Raw genomic sequence first — 25,986 nt, 5'->3', positions numbered from 1 at the left:
CGGCTCGCTCAGTTTTCAGCGCGAGCCGAGCCGTCTTTCCAGCAGTGGAATCAGCCGCTCATCGGGCGTCGCGCAGGCCGACAGCGCCGTGACGTCGGGATAGGCGGTTTGCGCAATGGAAGTCAGGACCTGGCCCGGCGGCGCTTCGACGAGCACCGTTGCACCGAGCTCGATGATGACGGTGAGCGCGTCGAACCAGCGCACCGTATAGCGCATATTGGTCGCCAGATCGTCGCGGATCGCTTCGGCCGTGCGCAACGGGCGGGCGGTACGGTTGCCGACGTAGACGGCCCGCGGTGCTTGCAATGGAATATCGGCTGCATAGGCGAGCAACTCCTCCGAAGCATCGGCGAGCAACTCGCAATGGGACGGCACGCTGACGTCGAGACGTTTCGCCCGGTGCGCGCCAGCGGCGAGCGCACGTGTATTGAAAGCGTCGAGTGCCGCGTCCGATCCGGTCACCACGATTTGGCGAGGGGCGTTCACGTTGGCGACATAGATTCGCAGGCCGGCTTCGGCTGCCTCAGCGTCGGCAAGCCGTTCCACTTCATGCTCGGTGAGGCCGTCGATCGCGGAAAGACCGTAGCCGGATGGATAGGCACGCTCCATCAATTCCGCGCGCTTGGCGACGAGGCGCAATGCGTCCGCGAAGGCGATCGCGCCGGCCGTGACCGCAGCGGCATAGGCGCCCACGGACAGGCCCGATGCCAACGCGATATCGAAACCAGCGGCTGCGATCCGGCGGGCAGTCGCCACGCCTGCCACGACGAGGCCGACTTGCACGGCTACGCTCGAGCGCAAGGCGCCCGGCGTATCGATAGTCAAAACGTCGAACGAAAGGGCATCCGACGCTTCGGCAATCGTGGTCTGGACGACCGGATGCGGTGGCAATCGATGTAGAAAGCCGGCGGATTGCGCGCCTTGGCCAGGGAAGAGGCAAGCGAGCATCACGTCACCTCTGCCGGAACCGCCGGCTCGATGGACCACGGATCGGCAACGAGGCGCGGTCCGTCAGTACTCCTCACCATTGTGCGCGGTTTGCCCAGGGCCCACTCGGCGAGCGCGACGCCGCCGGCGGGGGCGTCAAGCTGAACGTCGATGCGTAGGCCCGCGCGTGCCGCATGGGCCTGCAATTCGGTCGACAAGCGTTGCGCGTCGCCATGAGAGAGCGGACCGGGGGCACGGATCAGCAGGTCGAGATCGCTCGATGGCGTGATCGTGGGGATAGCTGTCGCCAATTCGAAGGCCGCGCTGCCGGCCGGACCCCATTCGAAGGCCGCCAGACATCCGCTGTCGACCAGCGCGCGCAGCAGGACGAACGGCGGGAGTGACGCGCGCGCCGGCGGCGGGTTGGTTCGCACGAGGCATTCGGGCGTAAATGTCGCTTCGATATCGTGTTCGTCGGCATAGGCCGCGTAGCGCTGCGCGCGCGTGATCCCGCGCAGACCCACCGCAACGATGCCCGGATCGGCCTGCGCTCTGCGCACGACGGCGAACGGCGCATGCCTGAACGCATCGATGACCCACGCCGGTGCGTCGTCGCTTGCGCCCCCAGGCAACCGCCGCAGACGAAGCAGATCGTGCGGGCGATACCGCACTTCGCTCAATCGGCGTTCCATTGCTCGGCTAGCCTGCGGCGGACTTCGATCGACGCCGCACGCGTTTTCTTCGCGCTCTCGGAATCGAGCCGGGAAGAGAGATCGCGCCGGCCCTGGCGGCGGGCGCTTGCCACGGCCTCAATCAATTCGCGGCGCACGAGCGCGATCTGCTCGTCGGTCGGCGAATCAGCATCGACACCTTCGATGAGTCGGTCGAGCAGCCCGAGCTTGCCGAACGCGGAGAGCGAGTACGACATCGGCGTGACCGTCTCGCCCAGTGCATCGAGCGACTCGACGGAGCGCCGCGTCACGCGTGCCGCCGCCTCCTTGCCCATTGCATGCACCATCGTGCCCGGCGCGTCGAGCGCGAGGATCCGGTTTGCTTGATAGCCGTGCGCAAGGAAGGCGCCCGACATCGCGGGACCGACGATCAGCGCGACGACAGGATGCCCGGCCTGGCGCGCGCTCGCATAGGCATCCACCGCCGCCGCGCAGGCGAGATGAATGCCGAGCATTTCCTCGCGATAGCCGTATGCCTGGCTCTTCACATCGACGATTGCGATGATCGGGCGCCGCTCGCTCGCGCTCGCGTCGTCTTCAATCGCTTCGCGGACCGCCTGCGCCAGCAGCCAGCCTTGCTCGAGGCCGACGACGTTATCGCGTGCGCGTGGAAAGCGATTGCCGGGATCGGGTACGACGGCGATGAACCTCGCGGTGTCCGCGCCGAGCGGCGCATCGGCGTAGCGGACGGGCGCGCTGGCGCTTGCGGGCTTCAGCGCGTCGCCCGCGAGCGCGCGCAGCCAGCGCTGGCCTCGTGTAGACGTTGTATCGTTCATCGATTGACTTCCTCAGGAATCCTCACGATCGCTTCCATTGTCGGCGCCGTGAGCGCCGGGCGCGGGGCTGAAGGCCGCACGCATGGAATCGGGCGTCACCGTTTGCGCGTCGATCCCGGCAAGGCGCGCGAGATAGGCCTCGACCTGCTCGCTGCGATGCTCGGCGGGCCTGCCGCGCGCGAATGCGACATGAACGGCGGTCGCAATGGCGCTCGCGTCGTCTTCGACGAGCATATCGGCGAGTCCGGTGGCGACGCGCTGCGCACCGCCGATGAGCTGCCAGACGCGGCGGCGATCGCTCGAATCGAGCTCCTCGATGCCGGCTTCCTGCTCGATGACCTCGGGGCCGTTCATGCCGAGGCGTGCCTGACGTGTCACGACGAGGCATGAGCAAAGCGCCGCCGTGAGCGACATGCCGCCGAAACACCCGACCATGCCCGAGATCACGCCCACCACGGGCACGTGTTTCCTCAAAGCGACGATCGCCGATTGGATCTCGGCGATCACGGCGAGACCGAGATTCGCTTCCTGCAGTCGTACGCCGCCCGTTTCAAAGACGATGAGCGGGCGTACGAGCTTCCCGCTTTGGCAATCGGAAAGCGCGAGCTCGAGCGCCGCTGCGATCTTGCTGCCCGATACCTCCCCGATGCTGCCGCCTTGAAAGGCCGGCTCGATCGCGGCGACGACGGCCGGCTCATGGTCGATCGTGCCGCGCGCGATGACGACACCGTCGTCGGCTTGGCAGACGATGCCCTGCAGCGGCAGCCACGGTGACGTGAGGCGATCGAACGGACCGACGAGCTCGCGAAACGAGCCTGCGTCGAGCAGGGCCCGCGCTCGCTCGCGCGCCGTCATCTCGATGAAGCTTTCGCGCGCGGCGAACGGAGCGGGGGCGGCGAGAAAAGACGCGGACGTCATTGATCTCCTCCCTTGTTCGTTGCGCCATCCGCTTGCGCGGCTTGTTGCGCTTCGACTGCCTCGGCGAGCCGCAATGCGACCACGCCGGGCGTCGCGCCGAAATCGTTGATCTCGATTTGCACGGCGCCGTCGTATCGCGTGAAGAAGCGATCGAGCACGCTTTTCCAGATATGCCCGTAACCGTCGACGCTCGTGTGCACGATGACGTGTGCGGTCATCTTGTCGTTCGGCGTCAAAAGCACTTCGAGATCGCCCGAGCCGACCACGCCGACGTGCGCGCGAGCGTTGACGGCGCGTTGCGCCGAATAATCGAACGTCAGATGTTCCATCCGTGCTGGCTCCCGCCGGTGCCGTACCGCACCAGCTTGTCGATGAAAAGGGTTGCGGCGAGCAGGTCGGCCGCGCCGCCCGGTGAGGCGTTCAGTGCGACGAGCGTCCTGTCGAGACGATAGAGCGCGGCCCGGCCCGGCAGACTCGCGCTGCCGCCTTTCGCAAGCACCTCGCGTGCGCCATGCCGCGCGGCATCGAGCGCGGGGGGGCCGGCTCGATGCAGCAGGCATGTGTCGTCGAGCGTCGTCATGATCGACAGCAGCGCGTCGATACGCGCGGCGTTTTCGCCGTCGCCGCGCCGGCGCGTCGCTTGCAGCGTGGGCAAGCCCGCGCGCAGCACGTGCGGAAACCCATGCTGCGCCTCGCGACGGGCGCCGCCGGCCCCGTAGCGGGCACGCGCACGCGCGCCGTTGCTGTCGGTGGGGACGGCCGCAAAGTCGGGGAAGCAGGCGATTTGTGCCCCGAGCTCACAGATCGCGCGCGGTTGCCAAGTCTCACCGACATCGTGGCAGATCGTTGCGCCCGCAACGAGCAGTCCGATGATCCAGATCGCGCCGCGATGGGCGTTGCTGCCGTCCGTCGCACGCATCATGGCGACCTCGCCGGCTCTTCCGATTGCCGCGAGTTCCGTGCGCAGCATCGCTGACGGCGCCTGGCCACATGTCGCACGCGCGAGCGCCGCGAACGTCGGCTCGAGCGCATGGGCCGAACGCATCATGACGGCGAGATTCAGATCGCGATGCGCGCCACTCCCGCGACGATCGACGAGCGCCGGTTTCGGCGTCAGATGGGCCTCTTCGACGAGCGCGTCGACAGCGAAGCGCGCAAGCCGCGCGGCCATGCCGCCGGCTTCTTCCTGTGACGCCGCGCACGCGGCATGGATCGTCATGGGCGACATCGCTCACCAGCTCCTGAAACGCGCGGGCGGCGAGTAGAGTCCGCCCGACCACTCGACGAGATCGTCGATGCTGCGGGCGGCGAGCAGCGTGCGCTTGGCTTGTCCACGCCGAATCCCCAGGTCTTCGGGGTAGGCGACGATGCCACGCCTGCGCAGCTCGGCGGTCCGCGCCGGCTCGGCGCGCAGACCGATCGGCGTGACGCCCGCCACGGCCGCGAGCGCCGCGCGGCGCTCCTCGACCCCTTGCGCCTTGTGAAGATACGCAATGCCTTCCTCAGTGACGACGTGGCTGACGTCATCGCCGTAGATCATGACGGGCGCGATCGGCATCCCGCTTTTCGCGCCCACGCTGACGGCATCGAGCTCGTCGACGAACGTTGGCTCGCCGCCTTTCTTGTATGTCTCGGCGAGCTGGACGACGAGCTTGCGTCCGCGCGCCACGCCCGAGCTCGCGGCGGCGGGCCCGCCTTCAGCCTTCAGCAGCTTGAGCCAGGCCTCGCTCGCATGGCGGCGCCCACGCGGATCGTGGCCCATGTTCGGCGCGCCGCCGAATCCGGCGAGACGCCCGCGCGTGACCGTGGACGAGTTCGCATCGGCATCGATCTGCAGCGTCGATCCGATGAAAAGATCGACGCCGTATTGCCCCGCGAGTTGGCAAAGCACGCGGTTCGAGCGCAGGCTGCCGTCGCGACCCGTGAAGAAGACGTCGGGGCGGGCCGCGATATACGCTTCCATGCCGACCTCGCTGCCAAAGCAGTGAACGCTTTCGACCCACCCCGATTCGATTGCGGGGATCAGTGTGGGATGCGGATTGAGCGTCCAGTTGCGGCAGATCTTTCCTTTGAGGCCGAGCTCGGCGCCGTAGGTCGGCAGGATCAGCTCGATCGCCGCGGTATCGAAGCCGATGCCGTGATTGAGCGACGTCACGCCATACGCTTCATAGATGCCGCGGATCGCCAGCATCGCCGTCAGGACCTGCAAATCGCCGATATGGCGCGGATCGCGCGTGAAAAGCGGCTCGATCGCAAACGGACGATCGGCCTCGACGACGACGTCGACCCATGAGCCGGGAATGTCGACGCGCGGCAGCTCATCGACTATTTCGTTCACCTGAACGATGACGATGCCATGCCGAAAGGCGGCCGCTTCGGCGATCGTGGGGGTGTCTTCCGTATTGGGACCGGTGTAGAGATTGCCGTGGCGGTCAGCCTTATCGGCGCAGAGCAGCGCCACGCGCGGCGCGAGATCGACGAACATCCGCGCGTAAAGCTCGACATACGTATGGATCGCGCCGACTTCGAGCTGGCCGTCTTCGAGCAACTGCGCGACGCGTAGGCTTTGCGGCCCCGCGAACGCGAAATCGACCTTATGCGCGATGCCGCGCTCGAAAAGCGTCAGATGTTCCGGGCGGCTGATGCTCGAGATCAGAAGATGGATGCCGCTGACCTTCGTCGGATCCACTTGTGCGAGCGAGCGCGACAGAAAGTCGGCCTGCTTCTGGTTGTCACCTTCGAGCGCCACGCGATCGCCGGGGCGGATCAGTGCCTCGAGTGCGTCGACGATTCTCGCTCGGGGCAGCACACCGTCTTCGATCCACGGGGCCACGACGGCGAGACGCCGCGCTTTTTCGTCGCGCAGCGTCGTCCAACTGCGCGAGAAAGAAGTATCGGCTGGAGCATTCATCGATCGATCGGTTCTCGTATCGGGTTCAGTGGGGCGCGGCTTCGTCCTAGACCGCGTTCATGTGCTTTGGCGCGGCGGTTTCTTCGCCGCACGCTTGCCGCCGTCTCGCTTCGAAGCAGCGGGCGCGTCGACGTTGTTCTCGCTCAGCAGTTTATAGAGCAATTCGCCGGTGCTCAGCAGATGTTCCGCGACCAGCTTCTGGGCCGTTGCAACGTCGCGCCGGCGAACGGCCCGCATCAACGCGGCGTGTTCCCGATCCGAGACCACCTTGTGCTCAGGCAACCCAAGCTTGACGCGCAGGTACCGCTCGCCGCGCCGATGCAAGGTCTCGATGAGCTCCAGCAACTGCGGCCGCTTCGCGGGCGCATAGAGACTCATATGAAACGCCTCGTTGCGCGAGACGTAAAGCGCGGAATCGGCTTCCAGGCGCGCGGCCTCGCAGAGGTCCTGCGCCTCGCGCAGCGTCGCTTCGTCGTGAGCGGGGATCGCGCACGCAATGGCGAGGCTTTCGAGTGCGGCCCGGATCTCGTAGATCTCTCGCGCCTCATCGGGCAAGAGCGGGGCGACGGTCGCGCCCTTGTTCATTTCCACTTTGGCCCAGCCTTCGCTCTCGAGCTGCCGTAACGCTTCGCGAACGGGAATGGCACTGACCGCGAAGTGACGCGCGACCGCGTCCTGTCTCAGCGGTGCGCCGGGAGCCAGCGTGCCGTTGACGATCGCCTCGCGCAGCGCGTCCGCGACCATCTTCGAGGCGCTCACGCGCGGCGGCGCCGACACGGCCGCAAGCGGCGGGCCCGCACTTGCAGCACCGCTCGAAGGCTCGCCTAAGGGAAAACGATTCGTTGCGTCAGTCATGATGCTCGATATTATATATAAAATATTCGATCAGAAATCGGGCAAACCCTGGTGTCTTCCAGGTGCGAAGCCCGACGGGAGAGGCGCGGCACCATCGCGCCCGCTCAGTCGAGAGAAGTGGGGTCGTGTCAACCGTATCTCCGGAGGAGTCAAATGGGTTCAAGCACAGACAATGCGCAAGAGGCGCAAGGCGCCTTGGGCGCACGAGCGGCACGACGCCGAACGCCGCTCAATCGTTCCCAAATCGCGGGTTTTTGGGGGGCTTGGTCGGGATGGACGCTCGACGGGATGGATTCGTTCATCTACGCGCTCGTCCTGACGCCCGCCTTGACCGAGTTACTGCCGCGCTCGGGTTATGCGGCGACACCCGCGAACATCGGTCTGGCGGGTTCGATCCTGTTCGCATTGTTTCTCGTCGGCTGGGGCCTGTCGTTCATCTGGGGGCCGCTTGCCGACCGCTTCGGCCGGACCAAGGTACTCGCCGGCACGATCTTCACGTTCGCGATCTTCACGGGGCTCGCGGCCACGGCGAGCAACGTCTGGGAACTCGGTATCTACCGGTTCATCGCCGGAGTCGGCATCGGCGGTGAGTGGGCGCTCGCGGGCACCTACGTGGCCGAGGCGTGGCCCGAGGATCGCCGCAAAATGGGCGCGGGCTACCTGCAGACGGGCTACTACGCGGGCTTCTTTCTGGCGGCGGCGCTCAATTACACCGTCGGCGTTCATTTCGGCTGGCGTGCCATGTTCCTGACGGGCGCCGTTCCCGTCGTCGTCGCCATTCTCGTTTTGCTGCGCGTGAAAGAGCCCGAGAAATGGCAGAAGGCCGAGGCGAAAGTCGTGCGCTCGCGTCCGCTGCGCGACATTCTCGGTCCGCACTATCGGCGCCGCACGTGGGTGGCGTGCGCGTTGTTGACGATCGCCATCGTCGGCCTGTGGGCCGGCGCAGTCTACGAGCCGTCAGCTGTCATTCAGCTTTCATTGAAGGCCGGCATGGACAAGAGCGCCGCGATCAAAACGGCATCGCTCGCCACGGGTCTGCTTTCGATCGGGACGATCCTCGGCTGCCTCGCATTGCCGCCGATGGCGGAGCGCATAGGGCGCAAGAAAACGCTCGCCTTCTATTTCGCCGGCATGGCCGTCTCGATCGCGGGCAGCTTCGGATGGGCGTTCTACCTGCCCAACGGACTCGTGCCTTTCATCGCCTGGCTCTTCGCGCTCGGCTTTTTTGGCGGCAACTTCGCGCTCTTCAGCCTGTGGTTGCCGGAACAGTTCGAAACGCGCGTGCGCGCGACGGCGTTCGCGTTTTGCACATCATTCGGCCGTTTCATCGGGGCCGGCGTCAACTTCTTGCTCGGTGCGGCCGTTTTGCAGATGCACACGCTCGGGGTGCCCGTCGCATTGACGGCGATCGCGTTCGTGATCGGTCTTTTCATCGTGCCGCTCGCGCCCGAGACGCGCGGCGACGTGCTGCCGCAGTAGCGCAGCGGCGAGCCGGCCGCCGCTCAGCTCGCCGGATTTTCCTGGTCGGGCGGCGGTTTAGTGCCGCTCGGCGCGCCGATCACGCTGATCTGAAAGATCGGTGTGCCGGCCAGCGACTGCAGCGAGGGATCTTCAGGAATCCTCAGCAACAGCGGGAAGATGACCGAACCGCCGATGACCGAGCGGCGGCTGTTGTCGGCGGGCCGTAAGCCCCAAATGTCCTGGTAGACGAGCGGCACGGCGTGGCCGTCGCGCTCGGTCGGGCCCAGGTAGAGCATGACATGCCCGCCGATGTAGACGATCGTGCGCATCGGCTCGCCGTGCCGCATGAGGTAGTCGAGCCGGTCGGCCGGCTTCGCATCGGAGAGATCGGTGAAGAGGCCCGCGCTCATCTGCGTCGACGAGTGCCGCGGCAGCCACACGCCGAATGCGGCGAAGATGCTTTGCAGTTCCGACGAACAATCGTTATAGAAGTCCATGTTGCCCCATCCGTAGGGCCGGCCGATCAGCGCTTTCATCAGCATGGCCAGATGTCGCGGCGTTGCGGCGAGCGGCATCGGCGTGATTTGCGAGTCGGCGAGCCGCGCACGGCGGATCGTGGCGCGGCCGTCGATATCGCGGGCTGGTACGAGGACCCTTCGTGTGTCGGCCTGCGCGACGGTGCCGGTCCCGGTCAGGGACGAGCGAGGGGCGAGGGGCAGCAGCGTTCCGGCCGGTGCGGCAAAACGGAACGTTCCCGCTTCGTCGCGCACGGGCGCCGATGCCGCGACGACGGCGCCCCACGACGCGCGGGCGCTTTGCGTCCAGGTATCGACGAAGGCATCGTCGACGGTGCCGACGCCTTGCGCCTGCACCCAGCCCTGCACGTCCGGCGTTTGCACGTAATTCCATGCGCCGTCCGACGTGACGCCCAGTATATAGAGCGGCGTGCCGGGGCGAATGGCCGAAATCTGCAGATTGTCGAACGGATAGCCTTCGCCGGCGAGCTGATGGGAATAGAACGAAGGATCCGTCGTCGGGAGCTCGCGCACGAGCAGATTGGCCGTTGCGATGGCACGCGACGAAGGCCGGTAATGCGGCGCTCGTCCGAACTGCGCGACATCCATGTTTTGCTCAATCGCATCGATCCACTGCTCCGTGTGCGCGCGATAGTTTTGCCCATAGCCGATCAGGTTCTCGGGCTTGCCTTTGTTGTCGTATCGGTCGATGCGGCGAAGCTGGAGATCGACGATGTTCTGGCCGTTCTGGCCATAGACGATCGTACTGATGAAAGCCGGGTTCCAAGGCGAAGGGTCGTCGGCTCGCATGCCGAAATAGCGTGCGTAGAGTGCGTCGAGTTGCTCGCGCTGGGTTTGTGCGCTGAGGAACGGCGAGTCGTAACCGGGCGCCGCGGGATCGATCCAGCGATCGATGTTTTGATCGTAGGCCTCCATCGGAAAGACGCCGATCGGATCGACATAAGCATGCGGCTGCGGAGCGGGCGGATGCGACGCACAAGCGGCGAGCGCAAGACAAAGCGCGGCAATGGCCAAGCGAGGATTCAAAGCGCTGAATTTGCGGAGCATCGACGAGCAATCCGAGAGAGTAGCAAAGCCGTAATCATGCGTTTGCGTCGCGCGGCATCGATACGCGCTCGAGCAGCGTCATCGGTCCCAGCCGGCGGACGGTTTCCATCTGCCCGGCATCGCGGAGGAACAACGAGCCTGCGAAGCCCAGCGCGTTGATCGACACGCCGTCGGCGCATTCCGCCCGGCGCGGCACGAGCAGCATCCATCGTGGCGTCAGCAGCAGATTGTAAGGGCTGGCTTGGCGCGCGGGCGCGCCAGGGCCGGACTTATCGATGAGCCCGAGGGCCTCCATGAGCCGCAAATACAGGTCTAGGGCGGCAACCGGCGCGGGGGCGGGGGGGAGTGGCGCGAACGCATGCGCGAACGGCAGGCCGTCGAGAGCGGCGACGTCGGCTCCCGTGGCGAGCGCGGCCGAGACGAGCGGTTCGATCGGCAGCGACAGGCCCTGGGCATCGGCTGCCAGCGGTAATGGAACGAGCTGCATATGCTTGTGTCGCTGACTGGCGCCGGCCGCCTCGCCGCCGTTGTAGAACCCGAGCGCCCCTGAGCTGGATGCCGGCGAGCCGGGCGGCCGCACGCCGGGCGGCTCGAACTGCGTAAGGCAAGCCAACCAGGCCGTGAAGTCGTCGATACCGAGCAAAGCTTCCTGTTCCTCGAAAGCGCGCGTGACGATCAGCAGATGATGATCGATGACGTTGAACTTATTGAGCAAAGCGACGTGCGTGGGCGTAATGTCAGCGACGAAGAGGTCCGGGTCGTACGGCAGAAATGGGTCGACCGGTGGCGAGGACGAATTTGTCGCATGGGCGCCACGCTCGCGCGTTTTTCGGGCGAGGCTCGATACTTGGCGTACGACGAAGCGCACCCCGCCATCGTCGAGTGCGATCGACGCCGTTTCGATCGGCCGAAGCGCGCCGCATTCGAGCGCGTGTGCGGTTCGGCGCACAATCGCCGACAAAAGCGTATTGGGCGTCAGCAGCGAGGACATAATCGAATCGTTCCGCGGTGTCTTTCAACGGCGATATTGTGGCGCAGAAGGCCGGGCCGTACTTCATATCATCGGTTCATGAATACGTTGATCCGGGCCGAGCAGCCCGGATTTGTTTTTGAAGCACATGGGCATGGGCTTTGCACCAAATAGGTCCGAGTCTAATGGGGGACGGGGCGTCTTCGCGTAGGCGGGGCGATTCCACGGGTTACCGAGCAGATGACAATCGAACTCAATGAACCGTTGCATGTCATCGGGCGTCGCCGTGCGACGTTCCAGTCGCTTTATCCATGCGCGCTTGTTTACCTCGACCCCGGTGCCGGCGCGAGCCCGAACAGCCGAAGCAAGGATCCGTCCGCGTACGTGCGCCAGGCCGTTGGCCTGAACAAGTCGCTGCTCTACGCCGGGCTGCCGCGCCTGACCGTCTACACGAACGAAGTCGAGGCCGTTCGCCGCATGCTTGCCGATATGGCCGACGAGGACGCACGCCCCGTCGTGCAGGCACTCGAGATTGCGCACCGCGATCTGCCGAAAAGCACCCCGTTCTATGCCGCTCATTTCAAATTCGACTTGATGATTCAGGCGGCCAAGAGCCTGCCGAAAGACGCGCTATTTCTGCTGCTCGATACGGACATGGTCGCCATGCACCCGCTCGACGCGGCACTCATCACGCGCTGTGCATGGCTCGGCGTCGGCGCCTTCGATATTTCCGATCAAGTCTTTCCCGCTTACGGCAGCGCGCGTGTCATTGCCGACCTCGAACGGGTGGCTGGCCGTCCGCTCGGAAATCCGCGGTGGTATGGCGGGGAATTTTTGCTATGTACCACTGAATTTCTTACCCGACTCATCGAGCGGGCGATGCCATGCTTCAAGCGCTACCTCGCGGAAATTCGCCATCTCCATCACCACGGCGATGAGGCGTTCATCTCCGCAGCGCTTTCGCTGCTCGAGCAGGAAGGTCAGGCGATCGTCGACGTCGGCGCTTATCAGGCGGTGGGCCGCCATTGGCCCGGCAACACGCATCGGAATCTTTACTGGTTCAGCCGATGTTCGTTCCTGCATTTGCCGGGCAGCAAGTCCGTTATTGAAAGAGAGGCACGACACCGGGATTTCTGTCCGCCGCGCGTGTGGCGCGTCGTCGCGGCGCAGCATCGAAAGGGGCAGCTGCGCTGGGCCCTCAAGATCATGTTCGACGATAGGTTGAAGCGGCGCCTGCGCGGGATTTTCTCGCGCTTTCGTCGACAGAAAGTGGACGAGGGGCTGGAGGCCGCGGAACGGGATGCGTCCGGTAATGCGTGAGGGCACTTCGCGTTAATCGCCGAAGAGGCTGTGGATGTCCTTTGCGTCGTCGGTGTCGGAAAGGTTGTATTCGGCGCGGGCTGATCGCAGCACTTCATCGACGACGCGTTCATAGCCGATCGCATTGCCGAAATGCTTCATTGTCCAATTGCAGCCGGTGGCGTCGGGCTCCTGCTTTTGTGGGCGTGGCACGCGGATCTTCACCCCGTCTTCGACGATTTCGTGAATGCGGTGGATGCGGCGGCTCACTTCCTCTTGCAGGCGCGAGGCGTTGAGGGTTTTGCGGATCACGATTGGGTTCTCCTATGGCGCGCCGGAGCGTGCATTGGGAGAACCATACCATGGCGTATGAGCCGCTCACACTAAGCGCAGTCTTTGGCACTAGCCGCCTGTGCCGGTCATCGTCGGGAGGAGGATCCGATAGACGTGGATCATCGCGGGACCGAGCAAAACGGTTAGCAGCGCGGGAAAAATGCAGAAGGCGAGTGGCAACAGCAATTTCAGCGCGATTTTCGCCGCCTGCTCCTCCGCACGCATGCGTCGCCGCGTGCGCAGCGTATCGGAAAGCACGCGCAGCGAGTCGGCGATGCTCGTGCCGAATCGCTCCGCCTGAATGAGCATCGTGCAGAACGAGTCGATGTCTTCGACGCCCGTGCGCAGCGAAAGGTTGCGCAACGCCTTTTCTCGCGTGAATCCGGAGCGCAGCTCGAGCAGGAACAGATCGAGCTCGCTTGCCACGACCGCGCTGCGTATTTTGATTTCCTCGGCGACTCTCATCATACCGGCGTCGAGGCTCAGGCCCGCCTCGATGCAAACAGTGAGCAGATCGAGCGCGTCGGGGAAGTCCTCGAAGATCGTGCGCTTGCGGAGCTTCACGCGGCGGCTCAGCACTTTGTTCGGCAGGTAGTAACCGATTCCCGCGAAGCCAACGAGCGACGCCGACAGCATGAACGGATTCGCCGCGAGCGATGTGCGCAGGAGCCAAGGCAACTGCGCTAGCGGAATGATCAGCGCAAGCGCCGTTTTGGCGGCGAAATAAAGGGGGGCTGCATTCGGCGATCGCCAGCCCGCGTTCATCAAAAGGACTCGGAGGGCTGAGTTTTCCCAACCCTCCTTCGGAATCGAGAGTTTCGCGATCGGCTCCGAGATATCGGCAATTTTCTCGAGAAATGCGGAAGCGGCCGAAATCTGCTCCGGCGACATGGCTGCGCGCGCGAGACCGCCGGCTTGCTCGATGCGCCGCCGCATATCCTTCGGCGAGAACAAGAGCATGGCCCCGAACGCTGCCGCAAAGACGAAAGCGAAGAGGCCGACCAGCAAGAGCAGGTTCATGCCATTGAGCGACTGCATGGTGATATCTCCTCAACGCTACACGCGAATTTTGATGATGCGCCGCATCCAGAACGCGCCCGACACCATCATCGAGATCATCGCGTAGACAACCTTGAGCCCGGCTGGGTCTTCCCAGAGCACGGCGAGAAACTCGCGGTTCAAGGCCATCATTGCGCCGGCCGTCACGAAGGGAAGCAGTCCGAGCACCCAGGCTGACATTTTCCCTTCAGCGGCCAGCACGCGAACCTTGTCGAAAAGCTTGAATCGCTCGCGTATCAGGAAAGCAATGCCGTCGAGCACCTCGGCGAGATTGCCCCCCGTTTCGCGCTGGATCAGTACGGCGATGACGAAGTAGCGCAGATCGCGAATCGGCACGCGCTTCGCAAGATTCAGCAATGCGTCTCCGAGCGGCACGCCGTAGTTGATCTCGTCGAACGTGATACGGAATTCACCCGACATCGGTTCGGCGAACTCAGTGCTGATCATCCCGATCGCGCTCGGGAAAGAATGGCCGGCGCGCAGCGCGCGGCCGATGGTGTCCGCGACGTCGGGGAGTTGCCGCTCGAGCTTCGCGAGCCGCTTCGCGCGTTTCCGATTCACGTGGAGATAGGGGAGGCCGCTCGTGGCGAGAGCGATGGCCGCGCCGAACCTGAGCGGCACCGGGGCCACGAGCGCGGCGGCAAACACGACGAACGGTATCGCGAGGCTCGTTACCACGAGGCGCGTGACGGACCAGTCGACCCCCGATTGCTGAATGAAGAGATCGAGCGACTTCAGGCGCGGCACGCTCATGACGAGCTTCTCGATGTAGGTCGAGTCGCGCAGCATGCGGTCCTTTAGAATCGTGAGGCGCTCCCTCTGGATGTGTCCACCGGCGGACAGCACGCGAATGCGCGATTCGATGCGCCGCGCGGTCGCTCCGTGACTGCTGTTCCACCAGAGATACACGCCTTCGACCGCGAGCACGACGGCCACGAATATCAAGATGACGAATGCGTAGAAGATCGGGTCCATCGTGGTCTCCTTCAGATATCGGTCGATTCGCCGATGGCGGTGCGTAGCTTGCCCTCGAACGGAATCGCCGCGGATGTCATACTGCTTCGAAGCGCCGTGAGGGGTCGAAGACTTCGTCCGGCAGGTTGATGCCGAATGCCTGCAGCCGCTCGACGAACTTCGGCCTCACGCCGGTCGCGCAGAAGTAGCCGCGCACCCCGCCTGACTGGTCGACGCCGGTCCGCTTGAACGCGAAGACCTCCTGCATGTTGATGATCTCGCCTTCCATGCCCGTGAGCTCCTGGATGCTCACGATCTTGCGACGACCGTCGTTGAGCCGCGAGGCCTGAATGACGACGGAAATCGCCGATGCGATCTGTTGGCGCATCGTCTTCGGCGGCAGCGACATCCCGGCGAGGTTGATCATGTTTTCCAGCCGCGTCAGCGCATCCCGTGGCGTATTCGCGTGTATCGTGGCGAGGGAACCTTCGTGGCCGGTGTTCATCGCGGCCAGCATGTCGAGCGCTTCGGCGCCGCGCACCTCGCCGAGAATGATGCGATCGGGACGCATCCGCAACGCGTTGCGCACGAGCGTGCGTTGTGTGATTTCGCCACGTCCTTCGATGTTCGGCGGACGAGTTTCGAGCCGCAGCACGTGCGGCTGCCGCAATTGCAGCTCGGCGGCATCCTCGATCGTGACGATGCGCTCGTCGCCGGGAATGTAGCCCGACAGAATGTTGAGTAGTGTCGTCTTGCCGCTGCCCGTACCGCCCGAGATGAGGATGTTGACCTTGGCCCGCGCGAGGGCGTCGAGCAACTCGGCCATCGGCGGAGTGAGCGTGTGGAGCTTGATGAGATCGGAGACCTGTAGAGGATTGACGGCAAACCGCCGGATTGAGACCAGCGGCCCGTCTATCGCCGACGGCGGAATGATTGCATTGACGCGTGAGCCGTCCGGCAGACGCGCATCGACCATCGGGCTCGATTCGTCGATGCGCCGTCCGACGCGCGAGACGATCTTCTCGATGACCTTCATCAAGTGCGCATCGTCGTAGAATGTGACGTCCGTCAGCTCGAGCTTGCCCTTGCGCTCGACGTAGGTCTGCCTCGCTGTATTGACGAGGATATCCGATACGGTCGGATCGCGAAGCAGCACCTCGAGCGGGCCAAATCCGAACATTTCGTCATAGACGTCGGTGACGAGCTGCTTGCGCTCGACGTCGTTGGCTGGCGCTCTTTGTTCCTCGAGAATGCGTGCAATCAGAGCGGCGATTTCCTGCCGCACCTGATCCGCCGGGAGCCTCGACACGCGTTCGAGTTCGACGCGCTCCAGCACCGCGAGATGGATCTCGCGCTTTAGACTCAGGTAGGCGGCGCGCGCCATGCCGTTCGTTCCGCCCGGTCCGCCTTCGCGTTCTCCGAACGCCTGGACGAATTGGCCGCTTATTTGTTCACGCAGCGACATGATGATCTCCTTGCAGGCGCTGTTCTGGCATTACATGGTTTTCAGTTTCGGCGTCGCGCCGCGGCCGAAGAAGCGCGACGGACGAGATTCAACGCGTGCGCGACCGTGCGTAGGTGCAGGCACTTGGGCAACGATGTTTTCGGCGAGCTGCTGCACTGCACGCACCACCCCGGAGTTTCGCTTCATCTCGGAGACAGGCATGCCTTCGTTCAGGGCGTCGGAGACGACTTCGGCGTCCTCGGGAATGACCTGGTAAGGCACCATGTCGAGAATTTCTTCGAGCGCGGCGCGTGTGCGGTCCGCGTGGCGGTTGTAGCGGTTCAGCACGAGCCGCATGCGATCGGACGCGTAGCTGAGCGATGCGAGAATGTCCTGCAGGCGCCGGCCGGCGCGTGCATGCGGCATGCTCGGCTGAACGACGAGATGGATCTCGTTGCTGCGGTCGAGGGCGAGAATCGAGAGCTGATTGATCGATTGGCCGAGATCGAAGATAACGAATTCGTAGCGAGGAATCGCGATTCCGAGCAGCCATTCGAGTTTTTCACTGCTGACCTCGGCCGCTTTGACGGGGTCGCCGGCGCCGGCCAGGATATGGAACGTATCGCTCACATGGACGAGGCTCGCGTCGAGAAACGCCGAGTCCATTCTGTCGACGCTGGCGCAAATTTGCGGGAGCGTCGAGGCGGGCGTTTCGTTTGTGAGGAGGAAGGCTGCGTCGCCGTAGAGCAGATTGAGGTCGATCAGCAGGACGCGCTTTTTCGCCGTCGAGATCGCGTGTGCGACGTTCGCCGCGACGAAAGTCGTACCCGCGCCGCCCTTGCAGGACATGAAGGAGACGATTCGCGTTTCCTGGCCGCCGCGCGCCGCTCGCTTGCCCTCGGCGCGCAGCAGCGCTTCGGCAAAGGAACGCTGATCGAGCGGCCACGCGAGAACATCGCGGAAGCCGGCGCGCATCGCGGCGATCAGCGTTTGCGGCGACGCGTCGGCAGTCAGCAGGATGCAGGTGAGGCGATCGTAGCGGTGGCTGATGTCGGTAACGACCGACAGCTCGGCTTGCTCGAGCGTCGAGGCGTCGACGATCAGCGCGTCGAACGATTCGAGCGTGTCGCCTCGCTGCGCGATCTGAGAGGGACTGCCGAGCGTGCGCGTGGTTCGGTAGCCGCCGCACTCGCCGATCAGACGAGCGACCTGGGCGAGCCGCGAGGCGTCTTTCGATATGCAGAGAATGTCGATCATGATCGTTGGCAGGGCTGAATGGGTTATTGGCAGACGGAGCCCCCGCTTGCGCTGGACAGGCTCTCGCGCGGAAGCGTGGTGGCGAACGGCGGCAGCGTCATCGAGATCGGTACGAACGGCACGAATGTGCTGACCGTCAGGCCGGTGTAGCCCACCGTCACGGAAGTGCAGTTTGTCGCGTCGCATCCGCTGGGCGTGTAGCTCACCTGGATATTGCTGTCGGAGAGCAACGGCAACATCTGCTCCATCTTGGTCTTGATGACGGACGCGTTCACATCGCAGACCGTTGCTACGCGAGCGCCGAGGCGAGCGGCTTCGGTCGCTGTGTTCCAGTAGTAAAGAACGCGGGAGAACTCCATGATGCCGATGAGCACGCTAACGAGCACCGCGCAAGCGATCGCGAACTCGACGATTGCCGCGCCGCGTTGCTTTTTTGGGCCAGCCATCTTGCGTCTATCTTTCATGACTGCCTCATCACGACTGCAATATCGCCGAACGTCACCCCGGTGAACTGGAAAAACGATTGAATGGGCGAGTAGTTGTAACCAGTGATCTTTACCTCGACGAGGTTGATCGCTTCTTCTATCGTTCCGGAGCTCGAGTTGTTGTTGGCGTCATAGACGTTGTAGTTGGCGAACGTTCCGCCCGGACAGCCGGACGAATCGCTTTGATCGCAGACGACCACGTTCGCCGTCGTCAAACCGGGTGCGAGAGCTGTTCCGCTACAATCCGTGGTGCCGTAGACCGCCAGGCACTTTGCAGTGGAGAGCGGATAGTTCGGATCGAGCGCGGAGTATTGGGACAAATAACGTGCGGCGTCGCGTGCTGACTTCGTCAGCGTCTCGTACTGATAGATGGCACGGCCAAGCTCGACCATACCGCTGAAGAGCGTGAGCAGCAGCGTCAGGACAAGAGCCAGCTCGACGAGCGCGGCCCCGCGCTCGTGCTGCCGTTTGCCGTGGATCGGACGTCTGCGCATGAAAGGCTCCTATTGAATCAGCTCGGGGACGAGCGGGCCGTTGCCTCCGGAGCCAGGCGTTCCCTCGGTGCGGCAAGGGGAGCCAGCGGCACCGGCGAGACTCCTGTATTCGACGTGGACGGAATCCAGATTGCCGCCCTGCGCCATTGGGTCGAGCATAAGCACGCATGCCCAGTTCGTGACAGTTGCGCCGGCGGAAGACGTGATGTTGCTGCAGTTCACCATCGGCACGACGACGAGCCGCCGGTCCCCGCCTGCCTGATACACGGCGGACGAGCCGGGTGATCCGCCGGTTTTGACGCCGCTTCCACCGCCGCTTTTGCCGTTGGGATCGCCTTGGTAAGGCGTGCGACTCCCACGCTTTGTCAAAAAGTCGCTGTAGGCACTACCCGACCAGCCTGCTGCCGCCGTATACGCGAATCCCGTGAAGTCGGATTGCCCCGTGGGAGCTCCATTACCGTTGTATTGGATACCGAAGCGGGTGTTGTACGCCTTGTCGAGCGATGCGATATTGCCGTTCGCGCGCACCTGGCTACTGTTGGGGACACTGCATGTGGCGCCTGTGAGTTGCTGGCCAAGACAGCTGGCGCCACTGCACGCATTGGCTGTGTTGTAGTTGAGATTGGCCCAGCCGAAACTGCCTTGGCTGTAGGTGCCGGCCGATGAGCCGACCTTGCCGGTGAGCCACTGTCCAACAGCATATTGCGTGCCGGGCGAACCGATGGAAGGATCGCAGACGAAGATCGGCATGGCGCAAAGCCCCTGTGCGTGCCCCGTTGTCGCGACGGCCACGGCCGAGACAGTGGATGGGCCGATGCTCACGCCGGGGAGCAGATTGAGAACTTGGATCAGCCAGTTGGCGATACCCGTCACGGCGGTCGTGCATTGCACGTAGCCTATCTGAGCGAGCGTCCCGGATGTCGAGTCTTTGCTCTGGAAAGGTCCACTAGAGGAAGTGGCGTAGGTGACGTTGTTATCGACCGTCATCGATACGGCCGCCGACTGAAAAAACGCTCGATTGATATTACCCGCGGCGATCCCCGCGGCTTCCGAGACGGCGAGCGGCGTGACGCCGTCGACGTCTCGGGCAGCAGCAAGTGCGCAGGAATCGGCGCTGTTCTGCAGCTCGCTCCTCGTGACATAGAGCTTGCCGAGATCGAGCGCGAGGCCCACGAACCCGACGAGCGCGATCATCGCGAGTGCGACGAGCACCATCACGGCGCCGCCTTGGCGTCGGCGCCGCGCTATGCCGTGCATCCGCGTTCCCGATTGAAGACGCATGATGAGCTCTCCTCAAATCCGTTCTTACTGACCGCCACCGCCGCCACCGCCGCCGCCTACCCCGATCACGAACTGATTCACCGTTGGCGGCGGCGCATCGAACGATTTGTTGTAGGTCGTCATCGCCGAGACGGCGGCTTTGCCGTCGACGCCAGGCGTCGACGGGTTGTGCTCGCCTGCTTGCGGATCGATAATTTGCGCCTGCGTGACGGCCCTGACGGCTTCGCCGAAGTGAGCGTCCCAGATGGGCGTGCTCGTCATGCAGCCGCCGAGCAGGATAGTGCTAGCCGCGAACGCCAGCGTTTGGCGCGCGATGTGAATGCAATCGTTTTTCATGAAATTCCCCTTTTCACGTCACTGCTTCGCCGGCCGGCTCGATGTGCTCGAAACGGTGATCGCGCCTTTTTCGAAGTCCGCTGCGATTCGAGCCGCCGCGGCTTCGATCCGCGCGGCGCGTGTCCCCTGGGCGTCCGAAGAGGAGTCGGGCGCCTTCGCCAGGTCGGTCCGCGTCCCCTTCGGCAGCGGCGGTAGCTCGCGAGAAGAAATCGTCGAAGCTGGAACTTCGCTCGTTTGCGCGGGATCGCGTGGCGATATCGCCGAATCGTCGACAGCGTTGGGCGCGCGCGGCGTGGGCGCCGGCGAGGTTGACGGTGCGGGCAAGGCCGGCGTGGCACGCGAATCCGTTTCAGCAGCAGGCGGCAACGTCGACGAGTTCGTCGGTGCCTTCTCGGCTACCCGTTGATCTCGCCTATGCGCCGCACCGCGGCCTTCCATGTTGCCCGTCGCGTAGACATCGGCCTCGTTCGGCTGAGTGAAGCTGTCGGTCGGCAACGGATAGTGGCTGTTCGGTAACGGCCTGACGAGATGTGGCGTGACGATGAAAACGAGCTCGGTCTTGTCTTGCTGGAAGTTCGTGCTGCGCATAAGCGTACCGATGATCGGCAATTCGCCGAGGCCAGGGAGCGCTTTCAGGTTGCCGGTGATATTGCTGCTGATGAGGCCGCCGATCGCGAACGATTCGCCGTCGTTCATCTGTACCGTGGTCGACGCGCGGCGCGTCGTGATCAGAGGCAGGATCGTCGTCGAGCTGACGCCCGTCGCGCTGACGGCTACACCTGTGGGCGAGAGCTCTGAAACCTCGGGGGCTACTTTGAGGTTGATCCGGCCATTAGCGAGCACGGTCGGCGTGAACTTGAGACCGACGCCGAACTCTTCCTCCTGCAGCGCGATCGTCAACACGCCGTTGGTATTGCTCTGCGGCACCGGGATGAAAACGCGTCCGCCGGCGAGGAACGACGCTTCCTGGCCGCTGACCGTCACGAGGTTCGGCTCGGCCAGAATCTTCGTGAGCTCATCGGTTTTTTGCGCGTCGACCGCCACCTGAAACGGCAGTCGATTGGCTTTGGTCGCGGCAACGATCGTGTTCGCGCCCGACAGCAAGCTGCTGACAAGGGCACCCGTCCAGCTGCCGAATCCGCCTTGAAGATTGAGCGACGAGCCGATCTGATCGACGAGCGTCTTCGCCACTTCCGCGACCTTGACCTCGAGCATCACTTGCTGTGGTGCATCGACGGTCATCATGTTGATCACGCCGGCCGGCGCGCTCGTGCTCGACATTTGCTGGGTCGTCGATGCGCCGCCGCCGCTCGTCGAGTTCGACTGCGACTGTTGGGTCGGTTGTGCGTTGGCGTAGGCCCTCGCGATCTCCATGGCTTGCACCGCGGCCGGCGCACTCGATACACGTCCGCCGAGCACGAGATTGCCCGCTGCGCTCGACACGCGGATGCCGCGCTCTTCCGGCATCAGTTGCGTCAGTGATTGCTGCAGTCCGTTTGCGTCGACTCCGACGACGACTTCGAGCATCTCGCATGCGCCGCTCGCGCCCTGAACGATCATGTTCGTCGTGCCGACCGACATGCCGACGACATAGAGCGTGCGCGGGGAGACGAGCGTCGCCATCGCGACGACGGGATTGCCGAGCGAGCGATTGCGCGCGGGCTCGGAAAGCTGCACGAGCGTCGATTTGCCGACCGGCACCACGACATTCGTTTCCGCGCTGATATCGCCCCTGCAGTTGGGGCCGCGTAACGGTTGAGCTGCTGCTGCCGCCGCCGCTGCCGTGGCGCCTGCGGCCGCCGCGGGGATAGGCGCCATGGCCGTCTTCATCGGCATCGGCCGGGCTGCCTTCGCCGGGTGCAGCAGCGCGGCGCCTTCCATCATTTCCTGCGCGATGCCAGGCTGTGCGGCCGCGAGGCTTGCGCCGAGCAGGGCAGCCGATATTGCCCGGCTCATCTTGCGGCGCCGCGGAGCGCGGTGCTGCAGGTGCTTCAGTTTCGTATTCATTTGGTGATGCCCCCCGGTTGTGATGCCTTTACCGCGTCATTCGTGATTCGAGTTTGGGTGGTCTTGCCAAAGCGCGCGTCGGTCCTCGCGCGCCGCCACCTCAAATGCTAGAAACATTCGACACTGCCCGCGACGCCCGAAAGGACGCCCACGCAATCGCGCTTCACCTCCGGCTTTGCACGCGCGGCATAGTGCACACGGGCAGGCTTCGGCGGAGCGGCGACCGGCGCCGATGCGCCGAGCAGCGTGAGCTTCGTTGCGCCCGCCGTCTTCAGCTTGTCGTCGTCGACTTGGTTGCGCAGGACGAGCGAGAGGGTGCCAACGCTGCGCGCGACATCGAGCTTTTCGGCTTGCTCCGGCGTCACCTCGAGCGTGACCGCATTGACGACTTTCGGTTGCGTATCGTCGCGGCTCACTTGCTGCGCGACCGCGAGCACGAGGATCCGCTCGAGCACGATCTTCGAAATGTTTTGCTGGTCGTTACTCCCGCCCGGCTGCTGTGTGTTGACGATCACATCGACATAGTTGCCGGGTAGCGCGAAGCCTGCCACGCCGATCACGTCGTTCACGCGCACGGTGATCGCGCGGTCGCCCTTATCGATGACGGCCGAGAGCCCACCCTTAGTTCCTTGCGGCGCGAGCTTCGCTTCGAGCACCGGCTCACCGCGCGTAAGGCTCGTCTTGACGACTCTCCCATCGAGCGACTTCGCATCGGTGAATGAGCCGGGCGGCACGCTCCCCGTGGGCCAATTGACGATGCGAACCAGGTTCGAGTTGAGTGGTTGCCCGAGATTGATGTCCTCGACGGCAACGGCGACAGGCGTCGTGGCACCCGAAGAGGTATGGATCAGCCATCGCGACGCGAATACGACAGCGGCCAGGCCCGCCAGCATGGCAAGCGCCAGCATGATCAGAGCTCGACTGTTTTTCATTTCAGCACTCCTAACGAATCTTGCAACCTGGCGTCACCTGTAGTGACCGTATTTGCATGACAATCAAACGACCATGAGGCGTCCGTTCAGCGTGTGGCGAACCGTCTGCCCGGACGTCTCGCCGTGGAAGAAGGGGGATAGCGGCTCATCTGCTCCGTGCTGCCGAAGTAGCTCTGCCAAGCTTCGCGCAGTCCCTCTGCCGTCACATCGCGCGCGGCGCCGCGATAATCGACCGACGCGCGAACGAGTCGCAGAAGATCGCGCGGGTAGCAGGCGAGAAACGGCTTCGCGTTCGGCATATGCAGGCTATGCAGCAGATAGTCGAATGCTTCCGATGTGAGGTTGAGCTCGAGTGATGCGGAGCAGGCCTCGAAGACGGTCCGATAGTTGTCGAGCGATAGCGGACCGATCTGGAGCTTCGAGCCCAGGCGGCGCAGGAACGCCTCATCGCCGATTGCGGCGGGGTCGAGATTGCTCGAAAACACCGGCCAGACATCGAACGGCGCCGTGAAGCGCGTGCCGGACTGCAGCGTGAACAGGTCGAGACTGCGATCGAGCGGCATGATCCATCGATTGAGCAAGTCCTGCGCGGCAACGCGCTGACGACCGAGGTCGTCCACGATGTAGAGCCCCATGTTGGCCTTCATGTGCGGCGGCGCCTGATAAAAGCCAGCTGCGGCGTCGTAGCGCAGATCGAGGCCCTCGAGGGTCAGTTCGCCGCCCGAGAGGACGACCGGCCGCCGGCAGACGCGCCAGCGCTTATCGCCGATGGCCGAAGCGATCGACGTCGAAGCGTCGTGGTGCAGCAACGGGTCGTACATCTGAATGATTTCGCCGCCGACGTAGATCGCGTAGGGAATCGGCACGTCGCCCTGCAGCAGCAGGCCGAGCCGCTCCGCAAGATACGTCTTGCCGCTGCCGGCCGGGCCGTACAGCAGGAGCGGGCGGCCCGCGTTGAGCGATGCCGCCGCCGCATCGAGCAGCGCTGGCTCGACGCAAATGCCGCGAAAAGCGGCACGCACGTCCGCCTGTGTGATCCGCTGCTTGCGGACCGAGTGCTCGGCGACCACTTCCATATAAGTGTCGTAGGCAACCGGCACTGGGCCGCAGTAGCTGCATCGTGCGAGCTCGTCGGCCGCCGCCGTCCGACCTGCTTCGGTGAGCCGGAAATGGACATCGATGTCGGTTGCACCGCGATGCGTAATCTCCACGAGACGCTCGCGGACGAGAAATGCGAGAAGATCGTCGAGCACCGCGATCGGAAGGCAGTGCCGCTGCGAGAGATCGGCAAAGCTCGATTTGCCGTTGATGAACGTCGACTTCAGCACGAGGCGGCTGACGAACACGACGGGCAGACCGGTATCCGCGAGCGTACGCGGAGCGCGCAGCAGCGTGCGCGTCGCTTCCGCAAGGCGTTCGCGTGTTGCGGCTGTCTGCGGCAGCTGCGTGACCTGCGCGCCGTTGCCTGTCTCGAGATCCCGATCGTTCATGTTTCCTCTCCATCCCGCCGCTCGCTCGCTAAAGCCGCAGCCGCGGGGATTGGTTCCTGCTCGAAGACGCTCCGCCGACCGCGCTCGCGGCGACCGGCACGCCGTTCAGTCATGCCGCCGAAGCGAACAAAACGCCTAACGTTCCGGCCGCTATCGCCACGCCATAGGGAAGCGAGCCGACCGATGCAATCCGTTTACCGGGCTCCATGCCGCGCCCCATGCGCCAGCCGCCCATCGTGAGGCACTGCAGATTCGTGAGCAGTTGTGTCGTACGGCGGCGAAAAACGACGAAGGCCATTGACCAAACGCCGCCAATCAAGAACGTCGCCAGCACGATATAGACGACCATCGTGGGGCCGACCCACGCACCGATCGTCAGCAGCAGTTTCACGTCGCCGGCGGACGTGCCGCGCGCGAGGTAAAGCGGGATCAGCAACGCGAAGCCCGTCATTGCGCCGGCGAGCCAGCTGCCAGCGCCGAGCACGAGGCCGTGCAGCCAAACTTGCACCAAAAGTGAGACGATGAGGCTCAACGCCAAAATCGGGTTCGGAATCCGGCGGCAGGTAATGTCCGTGCTGGCGGTCACGATCGTGAGCGCGGCCACGCAAAGGGGAATCGGGTGAGGCGGAAGAGCAGGGAAGAGCATGACAGGCCTCGTTCTCATTCGTTATAGGGCGTCGTCAATGAATCGCGGCGACGATGTCGTCGAGGATGTTCTGATAGAGCTGTTCGACAGCACTGCCAAAGATGGTGACGCCTGCAACGGCTGAAATCGCGATCAGCGCGATCATCAGCCCGTACTCCACCATCGTTGCGCCCTCGTCCTCGTCCAGCAACGGCCGCAGAATCGAAAGTAACGCGTGCATGTCAGCTCCCCCCCCGGAAGCATGTATTGACGGAGCCGGGCATCCCGCGGCGCGTCATACAGCAAAACGATCAAATCGAACTTCGTGGCAGGGATGTTTCGTCCTGCCGGCCGCCTCAAATGAGTGCGGCGATGTCGCTGAAAACGAGGTTCAGGTTGGTCCCGATCGTGGTGACGGCGCCGATACAGACGATCGCGATGAGCGCGACCATCAGCCCGTATTCCACCATCGTTGCGCCTTGCTCCTCGCGAAGAAAGGCCGCGGCTTGCTCGACGACGCGCGAACCCTGTGCGGAAACGGCGCGTCGCAGATGAACGATTTTTTCGATCACGTTGGACTCCTTTTTAATCGCACCTGAATGCTTGGTACGTTGGGCAGAGAACGCGGGCGAACCATTCCGGCTCGCCCGCACCCGCATTGGTCAGAGCTTGACCGCGATGTCGCTGAAAACCAGGTTGAGGTTGGTCCCGATCGTGGTGACGGCACCAATGCAAACGATGGCGATGAGGGCGACCATGAGGCCGTACTCGACCATCGTTGCACCTTCTTCGTCGCGCAGAAAGCGCTTTGCTTGAGCGATGATATTTTGCATTTTCGAATCTCCTAAATAGAACGAA

At 64.0% G+C, this 25,986-nt stretch carries 28 protein-coding genes; 2 read left to right on the top strand and 26 right to left on the bottom strand.

All coding sequences use genetic code 11. The features are described from left to right. Positions 1 to 15 precede the first annotated feature (15 nt). Genes mdcH through B0G57_RS05160 form a run of 8 tightly spaced genes read right to left on the bottom strand, consistent with a single transcriptional unit; the run spans position 16 to position 7,118 of the window. A complete protein-coding gene (mdcH, locus tag B0G57_RS05195; protein ID WP_018439351.1) occupies positions 16 to 948 on the bottom strand; it encodes a malonate decarboxylase subunit epsilon in 933 nt (310 codons plus the stop codon). After that, a complete protein-coding gene (locus tag B0G57_RS05190) occupies positions 948 to 1,619 on the bottom strand; it encodes a malonate decarboxylase holo-ACP synthase (protein WP_018439352.1) in 672 nt (223 codons plus the stop codon). Before B0G57_RS05190 ends, mdcH begins: the two co-directional genes overlap by 1 nt. After that, positions 1,604 to 2,434 carry a biotin-independent malonate decarboxylase subunit gamma gene (gene mdcE / locus B0G57_RS05185; RefSeq protein WP_018439353.1) on the bottom strand — a complete coding sequence of 277 codons (831 nt, stop codon included), beginning with the start codon at positions 2,432 to 2,434 and terminating at the stop codon, positions 1,604 to 1,606. Before mdcE ends, B0G57_RS05190 begins: the two co-directional genes overlap by 16 nt. Before the next feature lie 12 nt (positions 2,435 to 2,446). Continuing rightward, a complete protein-coding gene (locus tag B0G57_RS05180) occupies positions 2,447 to 3,352 on the bottom strand; it encodes a biotin-independent malonate decarboxylase subunit beta (protein ID WP_018439354.1) in 906 nt (301 codons plus the stop codon). Next, positions 3,349 to 3,681, bottom strand: coding sequence for a malonate decarboxylase subunit delta (locus B0G57_RS05175; RefSeq protein WP_018439355.1), 333 nt, complete (start codon positions 3,679 to 3,681; stop codon positions 3,349 to 3,351). The genes B0G57_RS05180 and B0G57_RS05175 overlap by 4 nt, the downstream gene beginning before the upstream one ends. Further along, complete coding sequence (locus B0G57_RS05170) at positions 3,669 to 4,571, bottom strand: triphosphoribosyl-dephospho-CoA synthase (protein ID WP_020566035.1); 903 nt, start codon at positions 4,569 to 4,571, stop codon at positions 3,669 to 3,671. Before B0G57_RS05170 ends, B0G57_RS05175 begins: the two co-directional genes overlap by 13 nt. A 12-nt stretch (positions 4,572 to 4,583) precedes the next feature. Continuing rightward, positions 4,584 to 6,263 carry a malonate decarboxylase subunit alpha gene (gene mdcA, locus B0G57_RS05165; protein WP_018439357.1) on the bottom strand — a complete coding sequence of 560 codons (1,680 nt, stop codon included), beginning with the start codon at positions 6,261 to 6,263 and terminating at the stop codon, positions 4,584 to 4,586. Positions 6,264 to 6,320: 57 nt separating this feature from the next. Next, positions 6,321 to 7,118, bottom strand: coding sequence for a GntR family transcriptional regulator (locus B0G57_RS05160; protein WP_018439358.1), 798 nt, complete (start codon positions 7,116 to 7,118; stop codon positions 6,321 to 6,323). 153 nt (positions 7,119 to 7,271) lie between these two features. Here B0G57_RS05160 and B0G57_RS05155 point away from each other — a divergent pair, with 153 nt between their 5' ends. Next, positions 7,272 to 8,597 (top strand): MFS transporter, encoded by a 1,326-nt coding sequence (locus tag B0G57_RS05155; protein ID WP_051089974.1) that lies wholly within the window; start codon positions 7,272 to 7,274, stop codon positions 8,595 to 8,597. 23 nt (positions 8,598 to 8,620) lie between these two features. On the opposite strand, the gene B0G57_RS05150 is transcribed toward B0G57_RS05155, so the two are convergent. Further along, positions 8,621 to 10,162 carry an SH3 domain-containing C40 family peptidase gene (locus tag B0G57_RS05150; RefSeq protein WP_018439360.1) on the bottom strand — a complete coding sequence of 514 codons (1,542 nt, stop codon included), beginning with the start codon at positions 10,160 to 10,162 and terminating at the stop codon, positions 8,621 to 8,623. Between the two features lie 34 nt (positions 10,163 to 10,196). Next, a complete protein-coding gene (locus B0G57_RS05145; RefSeq protein WP_018439361.1) occupies positions 10,197 to 11,153 on the bottom strand; it encodes an ATP adenylyltransferase family protein in 957 nt (318 codons plus the stop codon). A 219-nt stretch (positions 11,154 to 11,372) separates the two neighbouring features. Between B0G57_RS05145 and B0G57_RS05140 the strand changes: the two genes are divergently transcribed. Beyond that, positions 11,373 to 12,452 carry a hypothetical protein gene (locus B0G57_RS05140; RefSeq protein WP_018439362.1) on the top strand — a complete coding sequence of 360 codons (1,080 nt, stop codon included), beginning with the start codon at positions 11,373 to 11,375 and terminating at the stop codon, positions 12,450 to 12,452. A gap of 12 nt (positions 12,453 to 12,464) precedes the next feature. Here B0G57_RS05140 and B0G57_RS05135 read toward each other — a convergent pair whose 3' ends face one another. The 16 genes from B0G57_RS05135 to B0G57_RS05060 all read right to left on the bottom strand — a co-directional run bounded on the left by B0G57_RS05135 (position 12,465) and on the right by B0G57_RS05060 (position 25,961). Then, positions 12,465 to 12,743 carry a hypothetical protein gene (locus B0G57_RS05135; RefSeq protein WP_018439363.1) on the bottom strand — a complete coding sequence of 93 codons (279 nt, stop codon included), beginning with the start codon at positions 12,741 to 12,743 and terminating at the stop codon, positions 12,465 to 12,467. A 90-nt stretch (positions 12,744 to 12,833) separates the two neighbouring features. Continuing rightward, positions 12,834 to 13,802 carry a type II secretion system F family protein gene (locus tag B0G57_RS05130; protein WP_018439364.1) on the bottom strand — a complete coding sequence of 323 codons (969 nt, stop codon included), beginning with the start codon at positions 13,800 to 13,802 and terminating at the stop codon, positions 12,834 to 12,836. A gap of 18 nt (positions 13,803 to 13,820) precedes the next feature. After that, complete coding sequence (locus B0G57_RS05125; protein WP_018439365.1) at positions 13,821 to 14,798, bottom strand: type II secretion system F family protein; 978 nt, start codon at positions 14,796 to 14,798, stop codon at positions 13,821 to 13,823. Between the two features lie 76 nt (positions 14,799 to 14,874). Next, positions 14,875 to 16,242 (bottom strand): CpaF family protein, encoded by a 1,368-nt coding sequence (locus tag B0G57_RS05120; protein ID WP_018439366.1) that lies wholly within the window; start codon positions 16,240 to 16,242, stop codon positions 14,875 to 14,877. 30 nt (positions 16,243 to 16,272) lie between these two features. Then, entirely contained in the window at positions 16,273 to 17,478 is a 1,206-nt protein-coding gene (locus B0G57_RS05115) for an AAA family ATPase (RefSeq protein WP_018439367.1), read from the bottom strand. Positions 17,479 to 17,501: 23 nt separating this feature from the next. Next, positions 17,502 to 17,942, bottom strand: a complete 441-nt coding sequence (locus tag B0G57_RS05110; RefSeq protein WP_018439368.1) for a TadE/TadG family type IV pilus assembly protein — start codon at positions 17,940 to 17,942, stop codon at positions 17,502 to 17,504. Continuing rightward, entirely contained in the window at positions 17,939 to 18,457 is a 519-nt protein-coding gene (locus tag B0G57_RS05105; protein ID WP_018439369.1) for a TadE/TadG family type IV pilus assembly protein, read from the bottom strand. The genes B0G57_RS05110 and B0G57_RS05105 overlap by 4 nt, the downstream gene beginning before the upstream one ends. A 9-nt stretch (positions 18,458 to 18,466) precedes the next feature. Beyond that, positions 18,467 to 19,738, bottom strand: a complete 1,272-nt coding sequence (locus tag B0G57_RS05100) for a pilus assembly protein TadG-related protein (protein ID WP_018439370.1) — start codon at positions 19,736 to 19,738, stop codon at positions 18,467 to 18,469. A gap of 24 nt (positions 19,739 to 19,762) precedes the next feature. Beyond that, positions 19,763 to 20,074, bottom strand: coding sequence for a hypothetical protein (locus tag B0G57_RS05095; protein WP_018439371.1), 312 nt, complete (start codon positions 20,072 to 20,074; stop codon positions 19,763 to 19,765). 18 nt (positions 20,075 to 20,092) lie between these two features. After that, on the bottom strand, positions 20,093 to 22,081 hold the full coding sequence (locus B0G57_RS05090; RefSeq protein WP_018439372.1) for a type II and III secretion system protein family protein: 1,989 nt from the start codon (positions 22,079 to 22,081) through the stop codon (positions 20,093 to 20,095). 107 nt (positions 22,082 to 22,188) lie between these two features. Then, positions 22,189 to 23,013, bottom strand: a complete 825-nt coding sequence (gene cpaB, locus B0G57_RS05085) for a Flp pilus assembly protein CpaB (RefSeq protein ID WP_018439373.1) — start codon at positions 23,011 to 23,013, stop codon at positions 22,189 to 22,191. Between the two features lie 86 nt (positions 23,014 to 23,099). Continuing rightward, entirely contained in the window at positions 23,100 to 24,503 is a 1,404-nt protein-coding gene (locus B0G57_RS05080; RefSeq protein ID WP_018439374.1) for a P-loop NTPase family protein, read from the bottom strand. A 109-nt stretch (positions 24,504 to 24,612) separates the two neighbouring features. Beyond that, positions 24,613 to 25,149, bottom strand: a complete 537-nt coding sequence (locus tag B0G57_RS05075; RefSeq protein WP_020566037.1) for an A24 family peptidase — start codon at positions 25,147 to 25,149, stop codon at positions 24,613 to 24,615. Between the two features lie 34 nt (positions 25,150 to 25,183). Beyond that, positions 25,184 to 25,369, bottom strand: a complete 186-nt coding sequence (locus B0G57_RS05070) for a Flp family type IVb pilin (protein ID WP_018439376.1) — start codon at positions 25,367 to 25,369, stop codon at positions 25,184 to 25,186. 115 nt (positions 25,370 to 25,484) lie between these two features. Beyond that, complete coding sequence (locus B0G57_RS31570) at positions 25,485 to 25,700, bottom strand: Flp family type IVb pilin (RefSeq protein ID WP_020566038.1); 216 nt, start codon at positions 25,698 to 25,700, stop codon at positions 25,485 to 25,487. 90 nt (positions 25,701 to 25,790) lie between these two features. Next, positions 25,791 to 25,961 (bottom strand): Flp family type IVb pilin, encoded by a 171-nt coding sequence (locus B0G57_RS05060; protein WP_018439378.1) that lies wholly within the window; start codon positions 25,959 to 25,961, stop codon positions 25,791 to 25,793. Positions 25,962 to 25,986: the final 25 nt, after the last annotated feature.

Origin of the sequence: Trinickia symbiotica (assembly GCF_002934455.1) — a bacterium.
GTDB lineage: Bacteria > Pseudomonadota > Gammaproteobacteria > Burkholderiales > Burkholderiaceae > Trinickia > Trinickia symbiotica.
This window is presented reverse-complemented; position numbering and strand designations above follow the sequence as displayed.